The sequence below is a fragment of the Pontibacter chinhatensis genome (genome assembly GCF_900113285.1).
Classification (GTDB): domain Bacteria; phylum Bacteroidota; class Bacteroidia; order Cytophagales; family Hymenobacteraceae; genus Pontibacter; species Pontibacter chinhatensis.
On sequence record NZ_FOOT01000001.1, the window covers coordinates 24856 to 47217 of the forward strand.

16 protein-coding genes are annotated in these 22362 nt (G+C 51.4%); 14 read left to right on the forward strand and 2 right to left on the reverse strand.

The genetic code is table 11. The features are described from left to right. Positions 1–129 precede the first annotated feature (129 nt). The 5 genes from BM040_RS00105 to hisB all read left to right on the forward strand — a co-directional run bounded on the left by BM040_RS00105 (position 130) and on the right by hisB (position 9770). Positions 130–4632 (forward strand): MBG domain-containing protein, encoded by a 4503-nt coding sequence (locus tag BM040_RS00105; RefSeq protein WP_394333073.1) that lies wholly within the window; start codon positions 130–132, stop codon positions 4630–4632. A gap of 761 nt (positions 4633–5393) precedes the next feature. Further along, positions 5394–6245: an ATP phosphoribosyltransferase gene (gene hisG / locus BM040_RS00110; RefSeq protein ID WP_092097844.1), complete on the forward strand. Its 852-nt coding sequence runs from the start codon at positions 5394–5396 to the stop codon at positions 6243–6245. Positions 6246–6249: 4 nt separating this feature from the next. Continuing rightward, a complete protein-coding gene (gene hisD / locus BM040_RS00115) occupies positions 6250–7539 on the forward strand; it encodes a histidinol dehydrogenase (RefSeq protein WP_092097846.1) in 1290 nt (429 codons plus the stop codon). After that, positions 7532–8587 carry a histidinol-phosphate transaminase gene (gene hisC, locus BM040_RS00120; RefSeq protein ID WP_092097848.1) on the forward strand — a complete coding sequence of 352 codons (1056 nt, stop codon included), beginning with the start codon at positions 7532–7534 and terminating at the stop codon, positions 8585–8587. Before hisD ends, hisC begins: the two co-directional genes overlap by 8 nt. A 79-nt stretch (positions 8588–8666) precedes the next feature. Continuing rightward, positions 8667–9770, forward strand: coding sequence for a bifunctional histidinol-phosphatase/imidazoleglycerol-phosphate dehydratase HisB (hisB, locus tag BM040_RS00125; protein WP_092097849.1), 1104 nt, complete (start codon positions 8667–8669; stop codon positions 9768–9770). A 74-nt stretch (positions 9771–9844) separates the two neighbouring features. On the opposite strand, the gene BM040_RS00130 is transcribed toward hisB, so the two are convergent. Then, on the reverse strand, positions 9845–10255 hold the full coding sequence (locus tag BM040_RS00130) for a hypothetical protein (protein ID WP_092097851.1): 411 nt from the start codon (positions 10253–10255) through the stop codon (positions 9845–9847). A 358-nt stretch (positions 10256–10613) separates the two neighbouring features. On the opposite strand from BM040_RS00130, the gene BM040_RS00135 reads away from it, so the two are divergent. The 9 genes from BM040_RS00135 to BM040_RS00175 all read left to right on the forward strand — a co-directional run bounded on the left by BM040_RS00135 (position 10614) and on the right by BM040_RS00175 (position 19894). Next, positions 10614–12017, forward strand: coding sequence for a M20/M25/M40 family metallo-hydrolase (locus BM040_RS00135; RefSeq protein ID WP_175490932.1), 1404 nt, complete (start codon positions 10614–10616; stop codon positions 12015–12017). 280 nt (positions 12018–12297) lie between these two features. After that, positions 12298–13710: an anthranilate synthase component I family protein gene (locus tag BM040_RS00140; RefSeq protein WP_092097853.1), complete on the forward strand. Its 1413-nt coding sequence runs from the start codon at positions 12298–12300 to the stop codon at positions 13708–13710. A 1-nt stretch (position 13711) separates the two neighbouring features. After that, a complete protein-coding gene (locus tag BM040_RS00145; protein ID WP_092097855.1) occupies positions 13712–14275 on the forward strand; it encodes an anthranilate synthase component II in 564 nt (187 codons plus the stop codon). A gap of 51 nt (positions 14276–14326) precedes the next feature. Further along, positions 14327–15334, forward strand: a complete 1008-nt coding sequence (trpD, locus tag BM040_RS00150; RefSeq protein ID WP_092097856.1) for an anthranilate phosphoribosyltransferase — start codon at positions 14327–14329, stop codon at positions 15332–15334. Positions 15335–15380: 46 nt separating this feature from the next. After that, positions 15381–16196 (forward strand): indole-3-glycerol phosphate synthase TrpC, encoded by an 816-nt coding sequence (gene trpC / locus BM040_RS00155; protein ID WP_092097858.1) that lies wholly within the window; start codon positions 15381–15383, stop codon positions 16194–16196. Beyond that, a complete protein-coding gene (locus BM040_RS00160; RefSeq protein ID WP_092097860.1) occupies positions 16193–16813 on the forward strand; it encodes a phosphoribosylanthranilate isomerase in 621 nt (206 codons plus the stop codon). Before trpC ends, BM040_RS00160 begins: the two co-directional genes overlap by 4 nt. 112 nt (positions 16814–16925) lie before the next feature. Further along, positions 16926–18116, forward strand: a complete 1191-nt coding sequence (trpB, locus tag BM040_RS00165; protein ID WP_092097861.1) for a tryptophan synthase subunit beta — start codon at positions 16926–16928, stop codon at positions 18114–18116. Then, positions 18106–18882, forward strand: a complete 777-nt coding sequence (gene trpA / locus BM040_RS00170; RefSeq protein ID WP_092097863.1) for a tryptophan synthase subunit alpha — start codon at positions 18106–18108, stop codon at positions 18880–18882. Before trpB ends, trpA begins: the two co-directional genes overlap by 11 nt. A 1-nt stretch (position 18883) precedes the next feature. Next, positions 18884–19894, forward strand: coding sequence for a bifunctional 3-deoxy-7-phosphoheptulonate synthase/chorismate mutase (locus BM040_RS00175; RefSeq protein WP_092097864.1), 1011 nt, complete (start codon positions 18884–18886; stop codon positions 19892–19894). A 190-nt stretch (positions 19895–20084) separates the two neighbouring features. On the opposite strand, the gene BM040_RS00180 is transcribed toward BM040_RS00175, so the two are convergent. Continuing rightward, positions 20085–22133, reverse strand: coding sequence for a S9 family peptidase (locus BM040_RS00180; RefSeq protein WP_092097866.1), 2049 nt, complete (start codon positions 22131–22133; stop codon positions 20085–20087). Positions 22134–22362 lie beyond the last annotated feature (229 nt).

The window sequence follows — 22362 nt, forward strand, 5'->3', positions numbered from 1 at the left end:
AACGATGAAGGAGCGTGCTGGCAATTTTGCATACAAGATAGAAACCTAACAACCCTTTATATGAATCTGAAACCTTTACACCTGTACTTTTTTGTGGGGCAAAGTGTGATGAGGCGCATGTTCCTTATCATGGCGCTCCTTTTTCTGGCGCTGCCACCCTTGTTGGCGCAGACGGTAACTTCTGATAAGGATGATTATGCACCTGGCGAGGTCGCAATCATTACCGGTTCAGGATGGATAAATGATGAATATGTAGATGTACATTTTGAGGAAGAACCTGAGTATGATCATTCCCATGAACATCATGGTACATCAGTAGATGCAGATGGGAATTGGAAGATAGAGTTTGAGATATTAGAAAGACACTTAGGAGTAACTTTTACTGTGATTGCAGTTGGTCAACAGAGCGGTGCGAGGGCTGAAACGTCCTTTACAGATGCGCAGCCTACAGAAATTGTTTTATCGTCGAGCAACAACCCTTCTTTAGCCGGTGAGAATGTAAACATTACAGCTGTTGTTAGAAGAGCTCCTAATGGTAATAACAATGTAGCCGGACAGTTACAATTCTACTTAAACGGAGTAGCACATGGAAATGCTCTAGCAATCTCGAATAACAATAATACAAAGTCTATAACTATTAATGCTCTTTCTGCAGGTGAGCATAAGATAAGGGCAGAGTTTGTAGGTACAAATAATGATAGGCCCAATGGTTATATGAATAGTGAATCAACCATTTCCCAAAAAATCATTAAAAAATTTGCTACCATAAGCCTGCAAGATATAGAATACACCTACAATGGTGGACAAAAACATGCAACAGCTGTTACTAATCCGGCAGATTTAGAAGGCGTAAGTATTACTTATAATGGCTCAACTATAGCGCCAACAGATGCAGGTGAATATGATGTGATTGCTACATTAAACAATCCTCTTTACGAAGCTGAAGCCGTAAATGGGAAAATGATTATCTCCAAGGCCAATCAGGCGATTAGCTGGACAAACCCTCAGAGCATCGTCTTTGGCACAGCGCTGTCAGCAACACAGCTTAATGCAGCCTTAACTGCCGGAGAAGGAAGTTTAACTTATAGCCCGGCTGCAGGAAATATACTCGGCGTAGGCTCCCATACTTTGAGAGTCAAAGCAGCCGCAACTACAAACTACAATGCTGCCGAAGCTATTGTCATACTTCAGGTAGAAAAGGCCACGCCTACGCTCACCTTAACAATAGGAGAACCACATACCTATGACGGAACGCCTAAACATATTGCTGGCGTAGAACTTAGAGGTGTGCTGGAAAATGAAAACATTGGAACCGCCACCGTTACCTATAGTAAAGATGGTGCCCCGGTAACTTCTCCGGTTGATGCTGGTGAGTATTTAGTTATAGCTTCCTTTACAGGGAATGATAATTACCTTCCACGTCAGGCAACTGGTACCCTCACCATTACCCCTCGTCCTGTTTCAGTGGCTGCCAACGCCCTCTCGAAAGTATACGGCGAGGCTGATCCTACGCTAACTTATACCATTACTGCTGGCACTGTCGTGAATGGCGACAGTTTCTCCGGAAGCCTCGAAAGAGAGTCAGGGGAAAACGTTCGCGGGTATGCGATTAACAAAGGCACACTCAGTCTCGGCAGCAACTATAGCCTGTCTTTCGAAGGCGCTCAGTTCACCATCAACCCGAAGCAGGTTACTGCCCGGATCTCAGCAGAAGATAAAGTATACGACGGTTCAGAACAGGCCACTGCGAGCGGCTACATTGCAGCAAGCGAACTAGTTGGAAGCGACCAATTGGAAGTAATGGTCCAAAACGCTGCTTTCTCAGACAAAAATGCAGGGCCAGGGAAAACGGTAACTGCTGATGTTTCTATCACGCACGGCAACTATACCCTCAGCAATGCCACCGCTTCCACTACTGCCAACATCACGGCTAAACCCATTGTGGGTACCTTTACAGCTGCTAGCAAAGTATACGACGGCACTACAGCGGCAACTGTAACTGACCTGGCACTGGTGGGCATTATAGCAGGAGATGATATTCGACTAACCGGGGGAGAGGCGAGATTTGCGGATAAAAACGCAAACTCTGGCAAGACTGTAACGCTGGCAGGTGCGGCTCTTTCTGGTAAAGATAAGAATAACTATACTTTGACAAATGTTGAGCAAGCCTTAGCGGATATTACGAAGCGGCCGGCTTCAGTAACACCAAAGGCCGTTACGAAAGTATACGGCACCCGAGATCCCGTTTTGACTGGTACATTAGAAGGCTTCGTTGAAACTGATGAAATTACAGCAGAATTTTTCCGTCCATTAAGCGAGTGGGTGGGCAAGATTGACATTTTGGTCACGCTGCATCCAGAAGAAGCACTGAGCAACTATGACATTACCTATAACGAGGCTTTTCTGGAAATTACCCCGGCCGAGCTGGTTGTAACTGCTCATAACGCCAGCAGAAAGTATGGTGATGCCAACCCTGAGTTCACGGGCAGCGTGTCTGGCATCGTAGGAGAGGATGAGATTGAGATAAGCTATACTTCTGTAGCGAAGCCAGAAAGCGTTATTGGCAGTTATGCGATAACTCCTGTGTTGTCGGGTGCGTTGCTGGTAAACTACACCGTATTAGCTACTGATGGCATCCTGACCATTGGAAAGGCTCCTTTAAGTCTGCAGGTAAACGACAAGACGAGAAAGTATGGCGAGGAAAACCCTGCGTTTGACGGAACGCTTACCGGTTTGAAGAACAGTGACCCCATCACGCCAAGCTACAGCACAACAGCCGGCGCAGGCACAAATGTAGGTGAATATGCGATAATGGGTTCGCTTCTGGATCCTAAAGGAAAGCTTGATAACTACGATGTAAGTATAACCGATGGTGTTTTAAATATCCTGCCTGCTGAAGCAGAGATATATCTGAGTGACCTGTCGACAGTATACAACGGACAGCCGCAGGGTGTAACGGTAACCACTGTGCCCGAAGGACTGGCCGTGAACATTACCTACAACGCAGAGGCCGTTGCTCCCACAAAAGCCGACTCCTATACTGTAGTGGCAAAGTTGGCCAACAGCAACTATACAGCACCGGACGCCAAGGGTGAGTTCGTCATCGCGCAGAAGGAGCTAACAGCTGATTTGAGCAATTCTGGCAAAGTATACGATGGCACCACAGACGCTCCGGGCACTTCGGCTACGCTTATGGGTGTTGTTTCTGGTGATGATGTAACGGCCCTTGTATCTGCTGCTGCCTTTAGCAGTCCTAATGCGGGAGAGCGGACAGTTAGCGCTACCGTTACCCTGCAGGGTGCCGATGCAGCCAACTACGTGCTGAAGCAAGTAAACCCAGCCACTTCCAACATCAGCAGGGCGCCACTGATTATCACCGCCCCAAGTATGAGCAAGTACTGCGGCCAAGTAGACCCATTAACAGGTTACACTTGCACGGTGACAGGCGCCGTAAACCAGGAGCAAATCCTGACAAGCTATACGATTGCAGGTACCGAGGTAATCCCTGCCTCAGAAGACGCCAAACTGGTGAACTACAATGTAGCACTTGTTAAGGGCACGCTGACCATCAACGGCCTCTCACTCGATGCCAGCTCTGCCAGCACACCACGTAGTGTGAATGAGGATGTTATCATAAACATCTCTGTAAAAGACGGTGAAACAGCAATTGATGGAGTAAATGTTGAGCTTGTTATGGAGGCAGGCGGGGAAACCCGTAGATTCACAAAAAGCAGTGAAAATGGTGTTGCGACATTTACTTTGGGCAAACAGGTGGCGAAAGTGTATTCCGTTCAGGCCGTGGCAGGCGGAAGCGCATGCGCAGCCTCTCAGGTAGTATACCTGCCCATTTACGACCCGGATGGTGGTTTTGTAACTGGCGGCGGCTGGATAAACTCTCCTAAAGACGCGCTCGCCGCTGATCTTAATGCTACCGGAAAAGCGAATTTCGGCTTTGTGGCCAAGTATAAAAAGGGCAAAAACGAAGTGGATGGCAACACCGAGTTCCAGTTCCAGAATGGTAACATCAACTTTAAGAGCTCATCCCATACGGCTGCCACGCTCGTCATTTCCGGCGCCAAAGCTACTTACAAGGGCAAGGGCTTCATCAACGGCGGCGGCATGGAGTATGACTTCATGGTGGTGGCCACAGACGGCGACATCAACGGCGGCGGAGGCTACGACAAGTTCCGCATTAAAATCTGGAACGGAGGCGATGTAGTGTATGATAACGCCCGAGGCGCGGCAGAAAACGCGGAACTGGGTGATGCGGCCAAACTCGGAGGCGGTTCCATCGTGATTCATGAGAACAAGTCACTGAATGGCGGCTCCGGTTCCAAGAAATTGGCAGCCATTGTTACACCGGAGCAGCTTTCTGCCAGCTTCCTCAACTACCCGAACCCCTACACCGACAGAACTACCATCACGTTCTCCGTGGAGAAAGACGAGCAGTTTGCCCTGGAGGTGTACGATGTGAAAGGAGCCCGCGTGCGGAAGACCGAGGAAGGTGTGGCAGAGGCCGGAAAAGTATACGAGTTTGAGTTCTCTGCGAATTCGCTGCCGGAAGGCGTATACTTTGCCAGGCTCACCACTTCGTCAGGCGTAAAAACGATTAAAATGGTGCTGAAAAAGTAACAGCCCTTGCATATCCATTATTTCAATTATAGCCGGCTGCACAATGTAGCCGGCTATACTTTTTTATACTATGGCTGGAGGCGAAGTAGACAATAAGTAAATTGCCTGACCTATACTTTGATTACCGAGCCGCACCAAACAAAAAAATAATTTAGCCTTAATTATACTTCAAGCATCACTTTACGCTCTTCCTTATCTGTTTGAATGTGATACTTCTAAGGCCTATTGCTTTAAGAAGTATAAATCTATATAAAAAAGCAGTATGCTTTCCGTTCACTAAAAATTGGCAACCAATTATTTTAAGGAGGGTATAGTATGCATGTCGCCATTCTGAGGGGAAGTGGCGAGGGTATTTAGCCAAAGTACTGAAGTATAATTTATTATGATTATTTGTAGGTTTATTTTGCAAAAGCTTATCAGGTTAATTGCAGAGTAGGGGACGAAGCATTGCCTGAAAGTCTAAACAACAGCACAACAACATTTCCGGCACGTTATAAAATTAGCCGGGACTTCTTTTTTAATTTCAGACAAAATACATTTACTTTGTGCTGAAACATGAGCATGGTATATACATATAGCACCACTTCTACCTGGACAACGCCCGTTGCTCCGGCTGCTCATGTACATTTCCACCATTTCCATCATTCCTCGTAAGAGGAATCCATACTACCATATTGCCCCCGACGGGCGTTGCCCGTATTATACTTTGCCAGCAGCAGGGTATATAGCCTTATTTTCTACATCATACCTTTGATACCATAATGCTACGAATAGCAATCCAAAAGTCGGGTAGGCTGAGCGAGGAGTCGCTGAACCTAATCCGCGAGTGCGGTATTTCCTTTATCTATAGCTCCCTCAAACTCAAAACAGAGTGCACTAACTTTCCGCTGGAGATTCTTTTCCTCCGCGACGATGATATACCCGGCTATGTGGCCGACGGTGTGGCCGATATTGGTATCGTAGGCGAGAACGTGCTAGTGGAGGAAGGAAAAGCAGCGCTGACCGTGGAGCGACTTGGCTTCTCCAAGTGCCGCCTTTCCCTGGCAGTACCACGGGGTTCTGAATACGAGTCGGTGCAGGACCTGAACGGCAAAAACATCGCCACTTCTTATCCCAACCTGTTGCAGGCCTTCCTGGATGCCCGGGGCGTGCAGGCGCATATTCATACTATTAGCGGGTCCGTGGAGATAGCACCAAGTATAGGCCTGGCTGATGCCATCTGTGATATTGTGAGCTCGGGCAGCACCCTGATCAGTAACGGACTAAGGGAAGTGGAGCGCGTGTTTAAGTCGGAAGCTGTGCTGATTGCCAACCCGGAGCTGCCGCAGGAAAAGCAGGAGATACTCGATAAACTCCTGTTCCGGATTCATGCCGTGCAGCGCGCCAGTCGCGCCAAGTATATTCTGCTCAACTCTCCGAACGATAAAATTGCTGAGATAAGCAGGCTGCTTCCAAGTATAAAAGCGCCTACCGTGCTGCCCTTGGCGGAAGAGGGATGGAGTTCGCTGCACTCGGTAGTGAACGAGGATGATTTCTGGGAGATTATCGAGAAGATAAAGGCAGCCGGGGCACAGGGCATTCTGGTTGTTCCGATTGAAAAAATGATAGTATAAAGCCATGCGCAAATTCATAAACCCAAGCCCGGACATATGGGCAGAGCTGGTAAAGCGCCCGACCAAGAACCTGGAAGAACTGGAGCCCGGCATCCTGCAAACGTTTCAGCTGGTGCAGGAGCAGGGCGACGCGGCCTTGCTACAGCTGGCCCAAAAGTATGACGGGGTGCAACTGCAAAGTCTGCTGGCCTCGGAAGTGGAAATCGCGGAAGCAGAAGCTAAAGTGCCGCAGGAACTGAAAGAGGCTATTCTGCAGGCCTACAGCAATATTCAACTTTTTCATACGCAACAGGCGGAGCCCGTGCGGCAGGTAGAAACCATGAATGGGGTGAACTGCTGGCGCAAGAGCGTAGCCATTGATAAGGTTGGTTTATACATACCCGGAGGTACTGCGCCGCTGTTCTCTACTTTGCTGATGCTAGGGGTGCCGGCCCGCATTGCCGGATGCCGGGAAATCATCCTTTGCACGCCGCCCGCCAAAGACGGCAGCATCCATCCGGCTATACTATATACCGCCTCTTTGCTGGGCATCACCCACATCGTAAAAGCCGGAGGCGCGCAAGCGGTAGCTGCCATGGCCTTTGGCACGGAGAGTGTGCCTGCGGTGTATAAAATTTTTGGCCCCGGAAATCAATATGTCACAGTAGCCAAGCAATTGGTCAGCAAAACTGGTGTTGCCATTGACCTGCCAGCCGGACCTTCTGAGGTGCTTGTGATGGCCGATGAGAGTGCAAACCCGGCTTTCGTGGCCGCCGACCTGCTCTCGCAAGCCGAGCACGGCGACGACTCACAGGTGGTGCTGCTGACAACCTCGGAAGAAATACTGCAACAGGTGGAGCAGGAGTTGGAAGTACAGCTGAACGTGCTGCCGCGCAGGGAGTTTGCCGCAAAAGCCCTGGAAAACAGCCTGGGCGTGGTGCTTAACAGCCGCCAAAGTATGCTTAACTTCTCGAACCTGTACGCCCCGGAGCACCTTATACTTTCCGTAGCTGATTTTGAGGAACTGATGGAGGGGATTACGAACACTGGCTCTGTTTTCTTGGGCCATTACAGCCCGGAATCTGCTGGGGACTATGCCTCCGGTACCAACCATACTTTGCCGACCAATGGGTACGCCCGCGCTTACAGCGGCGTATCGCTGGACAGCTTCGTGAAGAAAATCACCTTCCAGTATATTACGCGCGAGGGGCTGCAAAATATTGGCAAAACCATCGAAACCATGGCCGAGGCCGAAGGGCTGGAGGCGCACAAAAATGCCGTAAGTATCCGACTTAAAGAACTAGACCGTGTTTAACCTGAACGATATCATTCGTCCGAATGTGCTGAAGATGAAAGCCTACTCTTCGGCCCGCGACGAATTTAAAGGCAGCGCCAGCATTTTTCTGGATGCCAACGAAAATAACCTCGGCAGCCTGGCCGGCGAAAAGTATAACCGCTATCCCGACCCGCACCAAAAGAAACTGAAGGCGCGCATTGCCGAAATCAAAGGCGTGCAGCCGGAGCAGATTTTCCTGGGCAACGGTTCGGATGAGGCCATCGACCTGCTGTTCCGGATGGTGTGCCGCCCCGGGCAGGACAGCATGCTGCACCTGCCGCCCACCTATGGTATGTATGAAGTATCGGCTAACCTGAACGAGGTGGCGCTGCAGGCCGTGCAACTGACCGAGGAGTACCAGATTCCGGTGGAGGAGGTGCTGCTTAACGTAAAGCCCACCACCAAAATCATCTTCATCTGCTCGCCCAATAACCCCACCGGCAACCTGATAGAACCCGAAAGTATAGAGGACATCCTGCGCGCCTTTAACGGGTTGGTGGTAGTAGACGAAGCCTACATCGACTTTGCCGACGCCCGCAGCTGGGCTTCCCGCCTGCAGGAGTTCCCGAACCTGGTGGTGCTGCAGACTTTCTCCAAAGCCTGGGGCATGGCCGGACTCAGGTTAGGGCTTGCCTTTGCCTCTCAGGAGATTATCGCTGTTTTGGATAAAATAAAGCCGCCATACAACATCAACGAAGCCACGCAGGAGCTGGCGCTGCAGGCCCTGGAGCGTGGCGAGGCGCTGAAAGACATGGTCGAAGAGATTGTACAGGAGCGCGAACTGCTGCTGGAAGCCTTGCCCGATCTGCCTTCCGTTGAGCATGTTTACGCCTCTGATGCTAACTTTATACTTGTTAAAGTAATAGATCCAAATGTGGTGTATAACTACCTTTTAGATAAAGGCATTGTGGTACGTAACCGCTCCTCATTGCCAGGCTGCGAAGGCTGCCTGCGCATCTCCGTCGGTACGCTGGAAGAGAACCAACGCCTGTTGCAGGCAATAGCTGAGTTTGAGACGAAAGATTAAAGAGGCAATTAGCACTGTCCACAAAGTATAACTTATAGCCTTTTGTCCTATATCGAAACACTCTTTGCCAAACCATAAAATGAAAAAAGCACTTTTTATAGATCGTGACGGCACCATACTGGTGGAGCCGCCTACTGATTACCAGGTGGATTCCTTCGAGAAGTTTGCCTTTATCCCGAAGTCCATCACCAACCTGGCCCGCATTTACCGGGAAATGGACTATGAGTTTGTGATGGTGACCAACCAGGATGGCCTTGGTACCGACTCTTACCCGGAGCATACCTTTTGGCCCTATCAGAACAAGATGCTCGAGATCCTGGAGAGCGAAGGCATCAAGTTCGATGAAATCCTCATCGACCGCAGCTTTGAGCACGAGGGGCTGGAGACACGTAAGCCCGGCATCGGGATGATGAAAAACTACCTGGCCGGGGAGTATGACCTGGCTAATAGCTACGTAATCGGCGACAGGCAGACGGATGTAAAGCTGGCTCAGAACCTGGGGGCACAAGCCATCTTCATCGGGGAAGCTTCTGCCGACGGGGCAGCCTTGAGCACCACCAATTGGGATGAGATTTATACTTTCCTGAAGCAACAGCGCACTGGTCGCACGGCCCGCGTCCGCCGCAGTACCTCCGAAACAGATATCCAAGTGGACCTGAACCTGGATGGTACCGGGAAGTCAAACATCCAGACAGGCATCGGCTTCTTCGACCACATGCTGGAGCAGGTGGCCAGGCACGGCAAAGTGGACTTAACCATACAGGTAAAAGGCGACCTGCACATCGACGAGCACCACACCATCGAAGATACCGGACTTGCCTTAGGGGAGGCTTTCCTGCAGGCGCTGGGCGATAAGCGGGGCATCAGCCGCTATGGCTTTTTTATACTTCCCATGGATGAGGCCCTGGCGCAGGTAGCCATCGACTTCAGCGGTCGCCCCTGGACGGTATGGCAGGCGGAGTTTAAACGCGAGAAAGTAGGGGGTATGCCCACGGAAATGTTCTTCCACTTCTTCAAGTCCTTCTCCGATACGGCCAGAGCCAACCTGAACATCAAGGTGGAGGGAGACAACGAGCACCATAAGATTGAGGCTATCTTCAAAGGATTTGCCCGCGCCATCCGCATGGCCGTGGAGCGCAACCTGCAAGACACTTCTATCCCCAGCACCAAAGGCACTTTGTAGTCAGAAAGTATAAAACAGAAAGAGGGCGCTACCATTCAGTAGCGCCCTCTTTCTGTTTTATACTTTGTCGTGCATTATACATGCGAGCGGAGCCAGTCTTTGGCGGGCTCAATGTCCTCAAAAGCTTGTATGTAGCTGGGGTAGTCGGCCAATTTCACGGCCTTATCCGCCGAAAGGCGGCTGAGCACACTGGGCGAGTACACCCAGGCAAAGAGTTTCAGGCCCTGCCGCTCCATCTCCGGAAACCACTCCTCAGCCAACCACCTCGAGGCAGCAGACCATTGGCCCTCCACCTGGGTATTATCGTTCAGAATCCGGAAGCAGGCGTGCTCTCTCATCAACTCGAGTATTCTGTTACAGCCCGTTACTACCGAATCGTAGTTCTGATAGCCTCTCCAGTTGACATAAAGCCACTCCTCCATCTGATTAAACTCGATGGCGATGGTATTATCTCGATATAGAAGTTGGGTGCGGGTTCGTCTCATAAAATTGCCAGCTTTACGGAAGGGCTACAAAGTAAACACTGCAAAGGCAGGAATTCAAGCAAAAGTATATTTCCTTTCTTCAGCCAGAGAGGGCAGCTGCCACGTAAATCACTAGTGGAAAGCTGCCATAAAAACGTGCATGTGCGCTTGTACTTCGCCACCTATTTTTGCAAATGTAGAAGATAATCAATAATTTAGGATTTTAGCTTTTTTAAAGGCTGATTATTTTTCTCATTAAGCATGCCCGCGCCTGGTAAGCTTCTGTTACCATAGCGCCCGAGCCATCATGAAGTATTTTATTTTCCTCCTTACCTTTTTATTTTCCTTTAAAGCATATTCCGGGCCGGATAGCACTGCTGTGAAACCTCGCTATGCCGTGGCAGAAAAACTGGCTACTGCCGTTCGCTTTAAAACGATTTCTGCCTTAGAGCCCGAAGATTTCAAATACGAGGAGTTTACCAACTTGCACGCCTACCTGGCTGATGCTTTTCCGCTGGCGCATGAGCGGCTGCAGGTGGAGGTGATAAACAACTACAGCCTGCTATTTACCTGGCAGGGACAGAACTCCGCCTTAAAACCGGTGCTGTTTATGGCGCACATGGATGTGGTGCCCGTAGAAGCCGCCTCGGAGGAGGACTGGCTGGAGGAACCTTTTGCCGGCGTGGTGAAGGATGGCTTCGTGTGGGGCCGCGGAACTATGGACGACAAGTATAGAGTGGTGACGATGCTGGAAGCGGTAGAGCGGCTTCTGGAGCAGGGCTATGAGCCGGAACGGACATTATACCTGGCTTTTGGGCACGATGAGGAAATCGGCGGCGACGAAGGGGCTGGGAAAATAAGCGAGCACCTGCAGCAACTGGGGGTGCAACTGGAAGCCGTATTTGACGAGGGACTGGCCGTGGCCGAAGACGTTATCCCTGGTATTAAGGAGCCCCTGGCTTTGGTGGGCACCGCTGCTAAAGGTAGTTTGAACCTGCTGCTCACTGTAAAAGGGGAGGGCGGGCATTCCTCCGCGCCACCTTCCGAAACGCCCATCGGTATACTGAGCCGCGCCATCAGCCGCCTGCACCAGAACCCCTTCAAGCCAAGGCTCACCTCCACCACCCGAGAATCAATGGAAATTCTAACTGAGCGGATGGGTGGCAAGTATAAATTTGCGATGCGGCACTATGGGCTGTTTAAGAAAAAGATACTCAAGAAACTGGCAGAAGACCAAGCCACGGATGTGCTGATTCGCACGAAACTGGTGCCCACCATTATTGCCGGGGGCGAGAAAAACAACGTGCTGCCCCGGCAGGCAACCGCTGTACTCAACGTTCGCATCCTCAATGGAGAGACCGACCAAACCGTGATAGACTATGTGCGAAAGGTGATAAAGGATGAGCGGGTAGAAATCTCCCAATATGGTGTGTACACGCCCTCTTCCCCCGAAACGCCAACCGATACCTGGGTGTACGATGCCTTGAAAAGCACCATCCTGCATACGTTCCCGGATGCGCTGGTGGTGCCTGCGCTCTTCCCCGGCGCTACAGATGCCAGGCACTACAGCAATCTAACCTCCAATATTTTTAGGTTTGCGCCACAGGTCGTGAACCGGGAGTCTGCCCAGCTGGTCCATAATGTGAATGAGCGGATAGGAATGGATGTGCTGGAGAAAAGTATAGGCTTTTATACTACTCTTGTGCTAAACACCTGTGGCAGTGCTGAGATAGAGCACTTAGCTGACTTGGAAGATGCCTTCTATGGTATAATCTCGGAGTGAGCCCGGAAAATTAATTTAAGGGAAGGTTTGTTTTTTCCGCTTTAGCTTCTACATTTGCAAGTGTAGGGTAAGCGAAAAACGATTTCCCATATATTCAGAAAAAGACACAATGATTCAAAATCTTCATACGGCATGGTGGTGGCACGTTACAAAAAGTATCGTGGACAGCCATTCTATGCCGAATATGAAGTAACATATAAAAGCATTAATCCAAGGGTATAAAAGGCCTGCTGTTCACGAGAATGGCAGGCTTTTTTGTTTTCTATCACCTTAAAGCAACATGAGTAAGTATAAACTAACCACCACACACAAGCAATTACTGGCCGACACGCTGACGCCGGTGAGCGTGTACCTGAAGCTGCGCGACAAGTTTCCCAACAGCATTCTGCTCGAAAGCTCGGATTACCACGGGGCAGAGAACAGCTTCTCCTACATCTGCTGCAACCCCATGGCAAGTATAAAAGCCGAGCAGGAGGTGCTGACAGAAACCTTCCCGGATGGAACGGTGAGAACCACTGCCATTACCAAAGAAACTGATGTACCGGGTTTGCTGGCAGCTTTTTCAAAGAGCTTTGAGGTGGAGGAGAACAAGCAGTTTAACTTCATCCACAACGGCCTGTTTGGCTATATGAGCTACGATGCAGTGCGCTACTACGAGGACATAGCCATCACCAAGAAAGAAGGGCGCGCCGGCATTCCGGATTTATACTACGCCGTGTACCGCCACATTATCGCCATCAACCACTTCACTAACCAGGCCTATATTTTTGCGCACAACTACAACCAGGGCGATGACGATGGCATTGCGCAGCTGGAAGCGATTCTGAACAGCCGCAACATCCCGAGTTTTACCTTCAAAACCACCGGCCAGGAGGAGCATAACATTTCGGGGCAGGAGTTTCTGCAGAACATTGCCAAAGCCAAGGAGCATTGCTTCCGGGGCGATGTGTTTCAACTGGTTTTATCACGACGTTTTGCCCAAGGGTTCCAAGGGGATGAGTTTAACGTGTACCGCGCCCTGCGCTCTATCAATCCGTCGCCTTACCTATTTTACTTCGACTACGGCAGCTTCAAGATTTTCGGCTCTTCGCCGGAGGCGCAGCTGGTGATAAAAGACCAGAAGGCGAGCATTTACCCGATTGCCGGCACGTTCCGCAGAACCGGCGACGATGCCGCCGATGCCGCGCTGGCGGAGAAACTGCTGGCCGACCCCAAGGAAAACGCCGAGCACGTGATGCTGGTAGACCTGGCCCGCAACGACTTGAGCCGCAACGGCCACAGCGTGGAGGTAGAGACTTTCCGCGAGATTCAGTTCTACTCGCACGTGATTCACCTGGTGTCTAAAGTAACGGGCACGCTGCACAACCAGGAAGATGCGCTGAAAATGGTGGCCAGTACTTTTCCGGCCGGCACACTCTCCGGGGCACCTAAGCACAAAGCCATGCAGCTCATCGACAGGTATGAAACCACTAACCGTAACTTCTACGGCGGCTGCATCGGCTTCCTCGACTTCAACGGCAACTTCAACAGCGCCATCATGATTCGCTCGTTTCTGAGCAAAGACTACAGGTTATACTTCCAGGCAGGTGCCGGCATTGTGGCGGCCTCTGACCCGGAGAGCGAACTTCAGGAGGTAGACAATAAACTGATGGCGCTGCGCCGCGCCCTGGAACTGGCCCAAAACATCAACTAACATGAACGTACTCGTAATCGACAACTACGACTCCTTTACCTTTAACCTGGTGCACTTGCTGCAGGAACTAGGGGCCACTGTTACCGTGCGCCGCAACGACAAAACCACGCTCGAAGAGGTAGGCCAATTTGACAAAATCATGCTTTCGCCGGGTCCGGGTATTCCGGACGAGGCGGGGCTGCTGAAAGAAATCATCCGCACTTATGGTTCGAGTAAAGACCTGCTTGGCGTGTGTCTCGGCCATCAAGCCATAGGCGAAGTATACGGCGGTAAGTTGTTTAACAGCAACGATGTATGGCACGGAGTAGCCACACCGGTGCAGGTGATTTGTGAGGAAGATCCGCTTTTTGACGGGCTGCCTAAAGAGTTCGAAACTGGCCGCTACCACTCTTGGTTGGTAGAGCAGGAATTGCCCGAGTGCCTAGTCGCCACAGCCGTGGACGAGCAAGGTCGCATCATGGCGCTGCGCCACAGAGAGCACAAAGTACGCGGTGTGCAGTTCCACCCCGAGTCAGTGCTGACCAAGCATGGCCGGGAGATGATTAAGAACTGGTTAGAGAGTTAAGAGTTGAGAGTTAAAAGTTAAGAGTCGTGATACTTGATACTAAGAAAAGAAATGAAAGAAATACTAAACCACTTATTCGAACATAAAACCCTGACCAAGGAGCAGGCGCGGGAGGTGCTGGCCGATATTACCAAAGGCAAGTATAACCAGAGCCAGGTGTCCTGCTTCCTGACCGTGTTTATGATGCGCAGCATAACGGTGGAGGAACTCGAAGGCTTCCGCGACGCGCTGCTGGAGCTCTGCCACCGCGTGAATTTGGATGCCTACAACCCGATTGATCTGTGCGGCACGGGCGGCGACGGAAAGGATACCTTTAATATTTCCACGCTATCGTCCTTTGTGGTAGCGGCTAATGGCGTGGCGGTGGCCAAGCACGGCAACTATGGCGTGTCTTCGTCGTGTGGCTCTTCGAACGTGCTGGAGGCGCTGGGCATTAAGTTTACGACCGATACAGATGCCCTGGAACGCAGTATCGAAAAGTATAACATCTGCTTTTTGCACGCGCCGCTGTTCCACCCGGCCATGAAAGGGGTGGGAGCCATCCGGAAAGACTTGGGCGTAAAGACGTTCTTTAACATACTCGGCCCGATGGTGAACCCGGCCTTCCCGAAGCGCCAGCTGGTGGGCGTGTATAGCCTGGAACTGGCCCGCATGTACAGCTACCTGTACCAGCAAACCGACACCCGCTATACTATTCTGCACAGCCTCGATGGCTACGATGAAGTTTCGCTGACCAGCCCCTTCAAAGTAATTTCCGACAGCAAAGAGGCTTTGCTAGACCCGGCTGCGCTTGGTTTGCCTACTTTAATGCAAGAGCAAATTAAAGGGGGCGGAAGTATCGCATCGGCTGCCGATATCTTTCTGAAGGTACTGAAAGGAGAGGGCACCGAGGCCCAGACTGCCGTCGTGTCGGCCAACGCAGCGATGGCCTTGCAATGCGCGCGTCCGGAACTGGCGCTGCAGGAAGCGGTAAGTATAGCCAAAGAAACACTTGAATCAGGTAAGGCTTACCAGTTATTTAACAGCCTGGTAAACGACCAGAAACTGGTGGAGGCCTAGTTAATTTCCAAACCTCCATATCTCCAAATTCTCAAATCAGAATATCATGAACATACTCGAACAAATCATCTCCACCAAGTATAAAGAAGTAGCCGAACGCAAGGAACTTTACCCGGTAAAGCTGCTGGAGAAGAGTTTATACTTTGAGACCCCTTGCATTTCGCTGGAGCGTTACCTGTTGCGCGCTGACAAGAGCGGTATTATTGCCGAAATCAAGCGCAAGTCTCCTTCCAAAGGCGATATCAACCCCTATGTGTCGGTGGAGCGCACGTCAGTTAGCTACATGCAGGCGGGCGCCTCGGCACTGTCGGTGCTGACGGATGGTCCATACTTTGGCGGCAAAAATGAGGACCTGATGACGGCCCGTAAGTTTAACTATTGCCCCATTTTGCGCAAGGATTTCACGGTGGATGAATACCAGATTGTGGAGTCCAAATCGATTGGGGCCGATGCTATACTTTTAATTGCCGCTGCGCTGGAGCCTGCCCGCCTAAAGCAACTGGCCGCTTTTGCCCGCTCGCTGGGCCTGGAAGTGCTGCTGGAAGTGCACAACCTGGAAGAGTTGCAGCAAACGCTTTGCGACGAGGTAACCGTGGTGGGCGTGAACAACCGCAACCTGAAAGACTTCGTGACAGACGTGAATACCTCGCTGGAACTGGCTAACCATATCCCGAGCGGCATCACCAAAATCTCGGAGAGCGGTATCAGCAAGCCTGAAACCCTGGTTACACTTAGACAGGCAGGCTACAACGGCTTCCTGATTGGAGAGACGTTTATGCAGAACAGCCGTCCGGGTCAATCGGCTGCTGCCTTCATCAAAGAGTTTAAGCAGCTGCTGGCGCAACGGGAGGTATCGGCATGAAAATAAAAGTATGCGGCATGCGCGATCCGGAGAATATCCGTCAGGTGGCGGCGCTCACGCCCGATTACATGGGCTTTATCTTCTACGAGGGCTCTAAACGCTATGCGGAAGGACACATTTCGCCGGAGTTGCTGGCAGAGCTGCCGCAAAGTATAAAAAAGACCGGTGTGTTCGTGAATGCTCCTTTTGAAAGTATAAAAGCTGCCGTGGAGAAGTATAAACTCGATGCGGTGCAGCTGCACGGAAAGGAGTCGCCAAGAGCATGTGCTGAGGTAAAGGGCTTAGGCGTGGAGGTAATCAAGGTTTTTTCGGTGGATGACCGCTTTGCTTTCGAGAACACGCTACTTCATGAATCCTGCGCCGACTACTTTCTGTTCGACACCAAAGGGCAGGAGTACGGCGGCAACGGCATCCCCTTCGACTGGGAGTTGCTCAAAGGCTATCTCTCCCCAAAGCCATACTTCCTGAGCGGCGGTCTGAACCTAGAGAATGTGAAATACCTCGATAAAGTACGCCCTCAGCCTTACGCCATCGATGTAAACAGCGGTTTTGAGCAGGAGCCAGGGCTGAAGAAGGTGGAGGAGCTGAAGCTGCTCTTTGAGCAAGTGAAGAGTTGAAAGTTAAAAGTTATAAGTAATAGTATAAAACATGAACGCGATGAGTTATAGGGCTAGAGTTTGAGTTCATAAAACTCATAACTCATAACTCTTAACTCTTAACTAAAGAGCAATGAGCTATCACGTTAACGAAAAAGGTTTTTACGGCAAGTTCGGCGGAGCCTACATCCCCGAGATGCTGTACCCCAATGTGGAGGAGCTGCGGCAGAACTACTTGCGCATCATACAGGAGCCGGACTTTCAGCAGGAGCTGCAGGCGCTGCTAAAGGATTATGTAGGTCGGCCTTCGCCTTTATACTTTGCCCCGCGCCTTTCCGAAAAGTATAACACCAAAGTATACCTCAAGCGCGAGGATCTCAACCATACCGGTGCCCACAAAATTAATAACACCATCGGGCAGGTGTTGTTGGCCAAGCGCTTAGGCAAAAAGCGCATCATTGCCGAGACCGGAGCCGGGCAGCATGGGGTGGCGACGGCTACCGTTTGCGCGCTGATGGGCCTGGAGTGCATCGTGTATATGGGCGAGGTGGATATCGAGCGGCAGGCGCCGAACGTGGCCCGCATGAAAATGCTGGGCGCACAGGTAGTAGCAGCCACCAGTGGAAGCAAGACTTTAAAAGATGCCACCAACGAGGCTATCCGTGATTGGATTAACAACCCAGAGGATACTTACTATATCATTGGTTCTGTAGTAGGGCCTCACCCGTACCCGGACATGGTCGCCCGTTTCCAGGCGGTGATTTCGGAGGAGATAAGGGTGCAGCTGCTGGAAAAAGAAGGCACCGAGTTACCAACCTATGTGGTGGCCTGCGTGGGCGGCGGCAGCAATGCGGCGGGTGCTTTTTACCACTACCTCGATGAGCCTGAAGTACAGTTGGTAGCCGTAGAGGCAGCCGGCAAAGGCATTCATTCCGGCGAGTCGGCGGCGACCTCTATACTTGGCAAAGACGGTATCATTCACGGGAGCCGCACCTTGCTCATGCAGACTGAGGACGGGCAGATCACAGAGCCATACTCTATTTCCGCCGGCTTGGATTACCCGGGTGTTGGTCCGCTGCACGCACATCTGTTTGAAAGTGGCCGCGCCCGTTTCGAGAACGCCACCGACGAAGAGGCCCTGCAGGCTGTGCTGGAGCTAACCCGTCTGGAAGGCATTATCCCAGCACTGGAGAGTGCGCACGCGCTGGCGGTGCTGGAGCGACTGCAGGCCAAGCCCGACGATATCGTGGTAATAAACCTCTCCGGTCGCGGCGACAAAGACTTATCTACTTACCTAAAGCATTTTCACTTCGATGAGCAATAGACTTAAGCGCCTGTTTGCACAGAAGCCAAAGGGCTTACTTTCGGTATACTTTACAGCGGGCTTCCCGAACCTGAACGATACCGAGACCATCATCCTGGAGCTGGAGAAAAACGGCGTGGACCTGCTGGAGATTGGCATGCCTTTCTCCGACCCATTGGCTGATGGGCCTACGATACAGGCCAGTAGCACCGTCGCCTTAAAGAATGGCATGACCATTCCGAAACTTTTCGAGCAACTGCAGGACATCCGCCAGAAAACGCAGATTCCGCTGGTACTGATGGGCTACCTGAACCCGGTGATGCAGTACGGCGTGGAGCGGTTTTGCCAGAAAGCCGCTGAGGTAGGTGTAGACGGCATCATCCTGCCCGACCTGCCTCTGCAGCAGTATGTGGAGGAGTATAAGGAGCTGTTCGAAAAGTATAACCTGAGCAAAATTTTCCTAATCACGCCCCAAACGCCGGAGGCCCGCATCCGTGAAATCGACAGCCTCAGCAACGGCTTTATTTACATGGTGTCGTCGGCCTCTACCACGGGCAAAACAGTGGGCTTGGCTGAGCAGAGCCAGGCATACTTTCAGCGTGTGTCGGAAATGAAGCTGCAAAACCCGGGCGTTATCGGCTTCGGCATCCACGACAAGGATACTTTTGAGGCTGCCTGTACGCATGCCAGCGGCGCCATAATCGGCAGTGCTTTTGTGAAGGCGCTGCATCGGGAGGGAAGCCTCCCGGAGAACATCAAATCATTCATCCAAAGCATCAAAAACTAACATGATCATACAACTGCAGCAAGGGATTCCGGCGGAACTGAAGGAGAATATTCTGAAGCAGGTACAGGAAATCGGCTACAAAGCCAATGAAGTCGTTACGCAGCAGGCGCACTACCTGGTGGCCATCGGAAAAAAGGAGTTCGATATTCGCCAGATCGGGCAGCTGCCGGGCGTGGCCGATATTCACCGGGTGTCGGAAGAGTATAAACTTATCTCCCGCAGGTGGCGCGTGGAGCCAACCCGCATCGATTTAGGTGACGGGGTGATGGTGGGCGAAGGCAACTTCAGCATTATGGCCGGGCCGTGCTCTATCGAAGGCGAAGAGCAGGTGGAGCGTGTGGTGGCGCACCTGGTGGAGAATAATGTGAAAATCATGCGGGGCGGGGTGTTTAAGCCGCGCAGTTCACCCTATGCCTTCCGGGGTCTGGGGATTGACGGCCTGAAAATGTTCCACCGCATTTGTCGCGAAAACGGTATCAAGATCATCACGGAAGTGATGCAGGTGTCGCAGATCGAGGAGATGATCGATTATGTGGATGTGTTCCAGGTGGGCGCGCGCAACAGCCAGAACTTTAATCTGTTAGATGCCTTGGGAGAGGCGCAGAAGCCAGTACTCTTGAAGCGCGGCATCTCGGGAACGCTGGAAGAATTGCTGCAGGCGGCGGAATACATCTTCTCCAACGGCAACGAGAAAATCATGCTTTGCGAGCGCGGCATCCGCGGCTACGAAAAAGCCTACCGTAACATACTGGATTTAAATGCGGTGCCGGTACTGAAGGAGAAAACACATCTGCCCGTAATTGTAGACCCGTCGCACGGCATCGGCCTGCGCGACTACGTAGCAAGTATGGCGTTGGCCTCGGTAATGGCCGGGGCAGACGGCGTAATTTACGAAACGCATTATACCCCGGAAAAGGCTTTCTCGGATGGGCAGCAAACCCTGAATTTTCAGGAGTCGGAGCGTTTGATTAAGCGGATGCGTCAGGCTTATGAACTGCGGGAGAGTTTTTAGTTCGTTAATCGTTGATCGGGTTTATGGCGCGAGCGTCCTCGCTCGTGTCCGGGTATAGCTTGGGCCTCTGGCCCAGCCGGATTACAAATCCGGTTTTATAGTAAGGTTCGGATTGCAAATCCGAACCAGCAAAATCAATATAGTGGTTGTATAAAAGCCCGGTACATTATCTGCACCGGGCTTTTATACTTTAGTTTACTTCTTTGTTCAGCGTCTCGTCTAACCAGTTGAAGAACTCACGCTGCCACACAATGGCGTTTTGCGGCTGTAGTACCCAGTGGTTCTCGTCTGGCAAGTATACCAGGCGGCTCTTGATGCCTTTCAGCTGCGCCAGTTGGTAAGCCTGCAGGCCTTGCTCAATCGGCACACGGTAGTCCTTGCCACCCTGGAAGATAAGGATTGGCGTGTCCCACTTATTGGCATATTCGCTTGGGTTGAAATCCTTGTAGCTCTGCGGTGACTTAGTGTCCCAGTATGGTCCTTTCAGCTCGTTGTTGGCGAAGAACATTTCCTCTGTAGTGCCATACCAGCTGCGCATGTCGAACAGGCCGTTATGGGAGATAAAGGTCTTGAAGCGTCCTTCGTGCACGCCTGCCAGCATAAATACCGAGTAGCCACCGTAGCTGGCGCCAATCGCACCCAGGCGGTCTTTGTCTACATAAGGCTCGTTAGCTACATCATCAATGGCAGACAGGTAATCGCGGATCGGTTGGCCACCCCAGTCGCCGCTGATCTGGCGGTTCCACTCTTCGCCATGGCCCGGCATGCCGCGACGGTTAGGCGCTACCACAATGTAGCCCTGTGCCGCGATCAGTTGCAGGTTCCAGCGATAAGAATAAAACTGTGTAAGGGCTGACTGCGGACCGCCCTGGCAGTATAGCAGGGTAGGGTATTTCTTGTTCGGGTCGAAGTCCGGCGGATATACTACCCACGAGAGTAGGTCTTTGCCGTCAGTTGCTTTTGTTACGCGCGACTCTACTTTGCTCTTCGCCAGTTTCGAGAATACTTCGTCATTTACCTTGGTGAGCTGCGTCAGCTTGCCCGATTTTGGCTCCAGGCGGTACAGCTCCGGGGCGTGGTTCATGTCGTTGCGCGACACGATAAGCTCCTTGCCGGCCTGACCTACAATGCCGTTTACGTCGAACTGGCCTTTGGTAACCTGTCTTATACTTTTGGCGGAGAACTTGTCCAGGTTCTTCGGAAGGGCAATTTCGTATACTTGTATCGTGCCTTTGGTAGGAGCTACAAACCAGATCTTGCTGCCGTCGTTGCTCCACTCAAAGGAGTTTATGGTCTCGTCCCAGTCTTTGGTCAGGCTATACTTTTTGCCGGATTTGGTGTCGAGCACGATCAGCTCATTCTGGTCGGCTTCGTTGCCTTCCTCATCCATCTGCAACCAGGCCAGTTTAGATCCATCCGCGCTAAAGACAGGATGCGTGTCGTAGCCCTTGTTATCCTCAGTCAGATTTGTGGTTTTGCCGCTGGCGATATCGTAGCGATAAATGTCGGTGTTGGTGCTCACAGCGTACTCCTTGCCATACTTTTTCTTGCTCACGTAAAGTATAGCTTTGCTGTCCGGGCTCCAGATAACATCTTCCTTGCCGCCAAAAGGCATCTGCGGAGTGTCATACGGTTCTCCCTCCATGATGTCTACAGGAGTGCCTACTTTGCCATCGTTGTAAGTCGCGAAGAAAACGTGCTGAAACTTACCATCTTCCCAGGTGTCCCAATGGCGGTAATTCAGGTCATCGTACACGTAAGCATTCGCCTTTTTCAGGTCTGGGTGCTTATCCGAGCTGTGCATTTCTTTGATAAGCACTTCGCGGGAGAAGAGCAGGTGCTTGCCGTCAGGGGAGAAGCGCACGTTGCTCAGGCCGCCTTCCACGTTGGTAAGCTGCTTTGGTTCGCCTTTGCCACCTGTCAGCTGCCACAGCTGGCCTTTGTGCAGGTACACAATATTGCCGCTAGCCTTGTCAATATGTACTACGCTCTCGCCGCCTTTGGTTGAGGTCAGCTGCGTTGCCTGTCCGCCTGTCACAGGAATCGCGTAGAGGTTGCGCTCGCTGCTGTTTTCTTCCACATTCGGGTAGCTCACGCCATAGATCACGGATTTTCCGTCAGGAGTTATCGTTTCAGCAGAAACCCGGCCCAGTTTCCAGAGCAGTTCGGGTGTCATGCGCTGCTGTGCCTGCGCAAAGCTTACGGCAAACACACCAGCCAGTAAAAGTGTCTTTTTCATACTTCAAATTTAAGCCAATTGCTGATATTCTGAAATGAAGTATGATGGATGTGGCCAGAAGAAATAGCGATTGTTTTGTGGTTTTATACTTTGCAGCCCTTATATTTGCATCTATGAAAGGCACCATGGCTCATATGCACCATCATCATGCACGAAGCAAAAGTTTCGGAGCCGATAGCCTATGGATTTGCCAGTAGTATAAAACTATACATATTCAAAAGCCTGACTC

What these genes read in the sequence shown, in the direction of transcription:
- trpD (WP_092097856.1), top strand. Translation starts at nt 14,327, where the DNA reads ATGAAAGAAATACTAAACCACTTATTCGAACATAAAACCCTGACCAAG.
- BM040_RS00160 (WP_092097860.1), top strand. Translation starts at nt 16,193, where the DNA reads ATGAAAATAAAAGTATGCGGCATGCGCGATCCGGAGAATATCCGTCAG.
- trpC (WP_092097858.1), top strand. Translation starts at nt 15,381, where the DNA reads ATGAACATACTCGAACAAATCATCTCCACCAAGTATAAAGAAGTAGCC.
- hisG (WP_092097844.1), top strand. Translation starts at nt 5,394, where the DNA reads ATGCTACGAATAGCAATCCAAAAGTCGGGTAGGCTGAGCGAGGAGTCG.
- hisD (WP_092097846.1), top strand. Translation starts at nt 6,250, where the DNA reads ATGCGCAAATTCATAAACCCAAGCCCGGACATATGGGCAGAGCTGGTA.
- BM040_RS00180 (WP_092097866.1), bottom strand. Translation starts at nt 22,133, where the DNA reads ATGAAAAAGACACTTTTACTGGCTGGTGTGTTTGCCGTAAGCTTTGCG.
- BM040_RS00130 (WP_092097851.1), bottom strand. Translation starts at nt 10,255, where the DNA reads ATGAGACGAACCCGCACCCAACTTCTATATCGAGATAATACCATCGCC.
- trpA (WP_092097863.1), top strand. Translation starts at nt 18,106, where the DNA reads ATGAGCAATAGACTTAAGCGCCTGTTTGCACAGAAGCCAAAGGGCTTA.
- BM040_RS00105 (WP_394333073.1), top strand. Translation starts at nt 130, where the DNA reads ATGGCGCTCCTTTTTCTGGCGCTGCCACCCTTGTTGGCGCAGACGGTA.
- BM040_RS00175 (WP_092097864.1), top strand. Translation starts at nt 18,884, where the DNA reads ATGATCATACAACTGCAGCAAGGGATTCCGGCGGAACTGAAGGAGAAT.
- BM040_RS00140 (WP_092097853.1), top strand. Translation starts at nt 12,298, where the DNA reads ATGAGTAAGTATAAACTAACCACCACACACAAGCAATTACTGGCCGAC.
- hisB (WP_092097849.1), top strand. Translation starts at nt 8,667, where the DNA reads ATGAAAAAAGCACTTTTTATAGATCGTGACGGCACCATACTGGTGGAG.
- BM040_RS00145 (WP_092097855.1), top strand. Translation starts at nt 13,712, where the DNA reads ATGAACGTACTCGTAATCGACAACTACGACTCCTTTACCTTTAACCTG.
- trpB (WP_092097861.1), top strand. Translation starts at nt 16,926, where the DNA reads ATGAGCTATCACGTTAACGAAAAAGGTTTTTACGGCAAGTTCGGCGGA.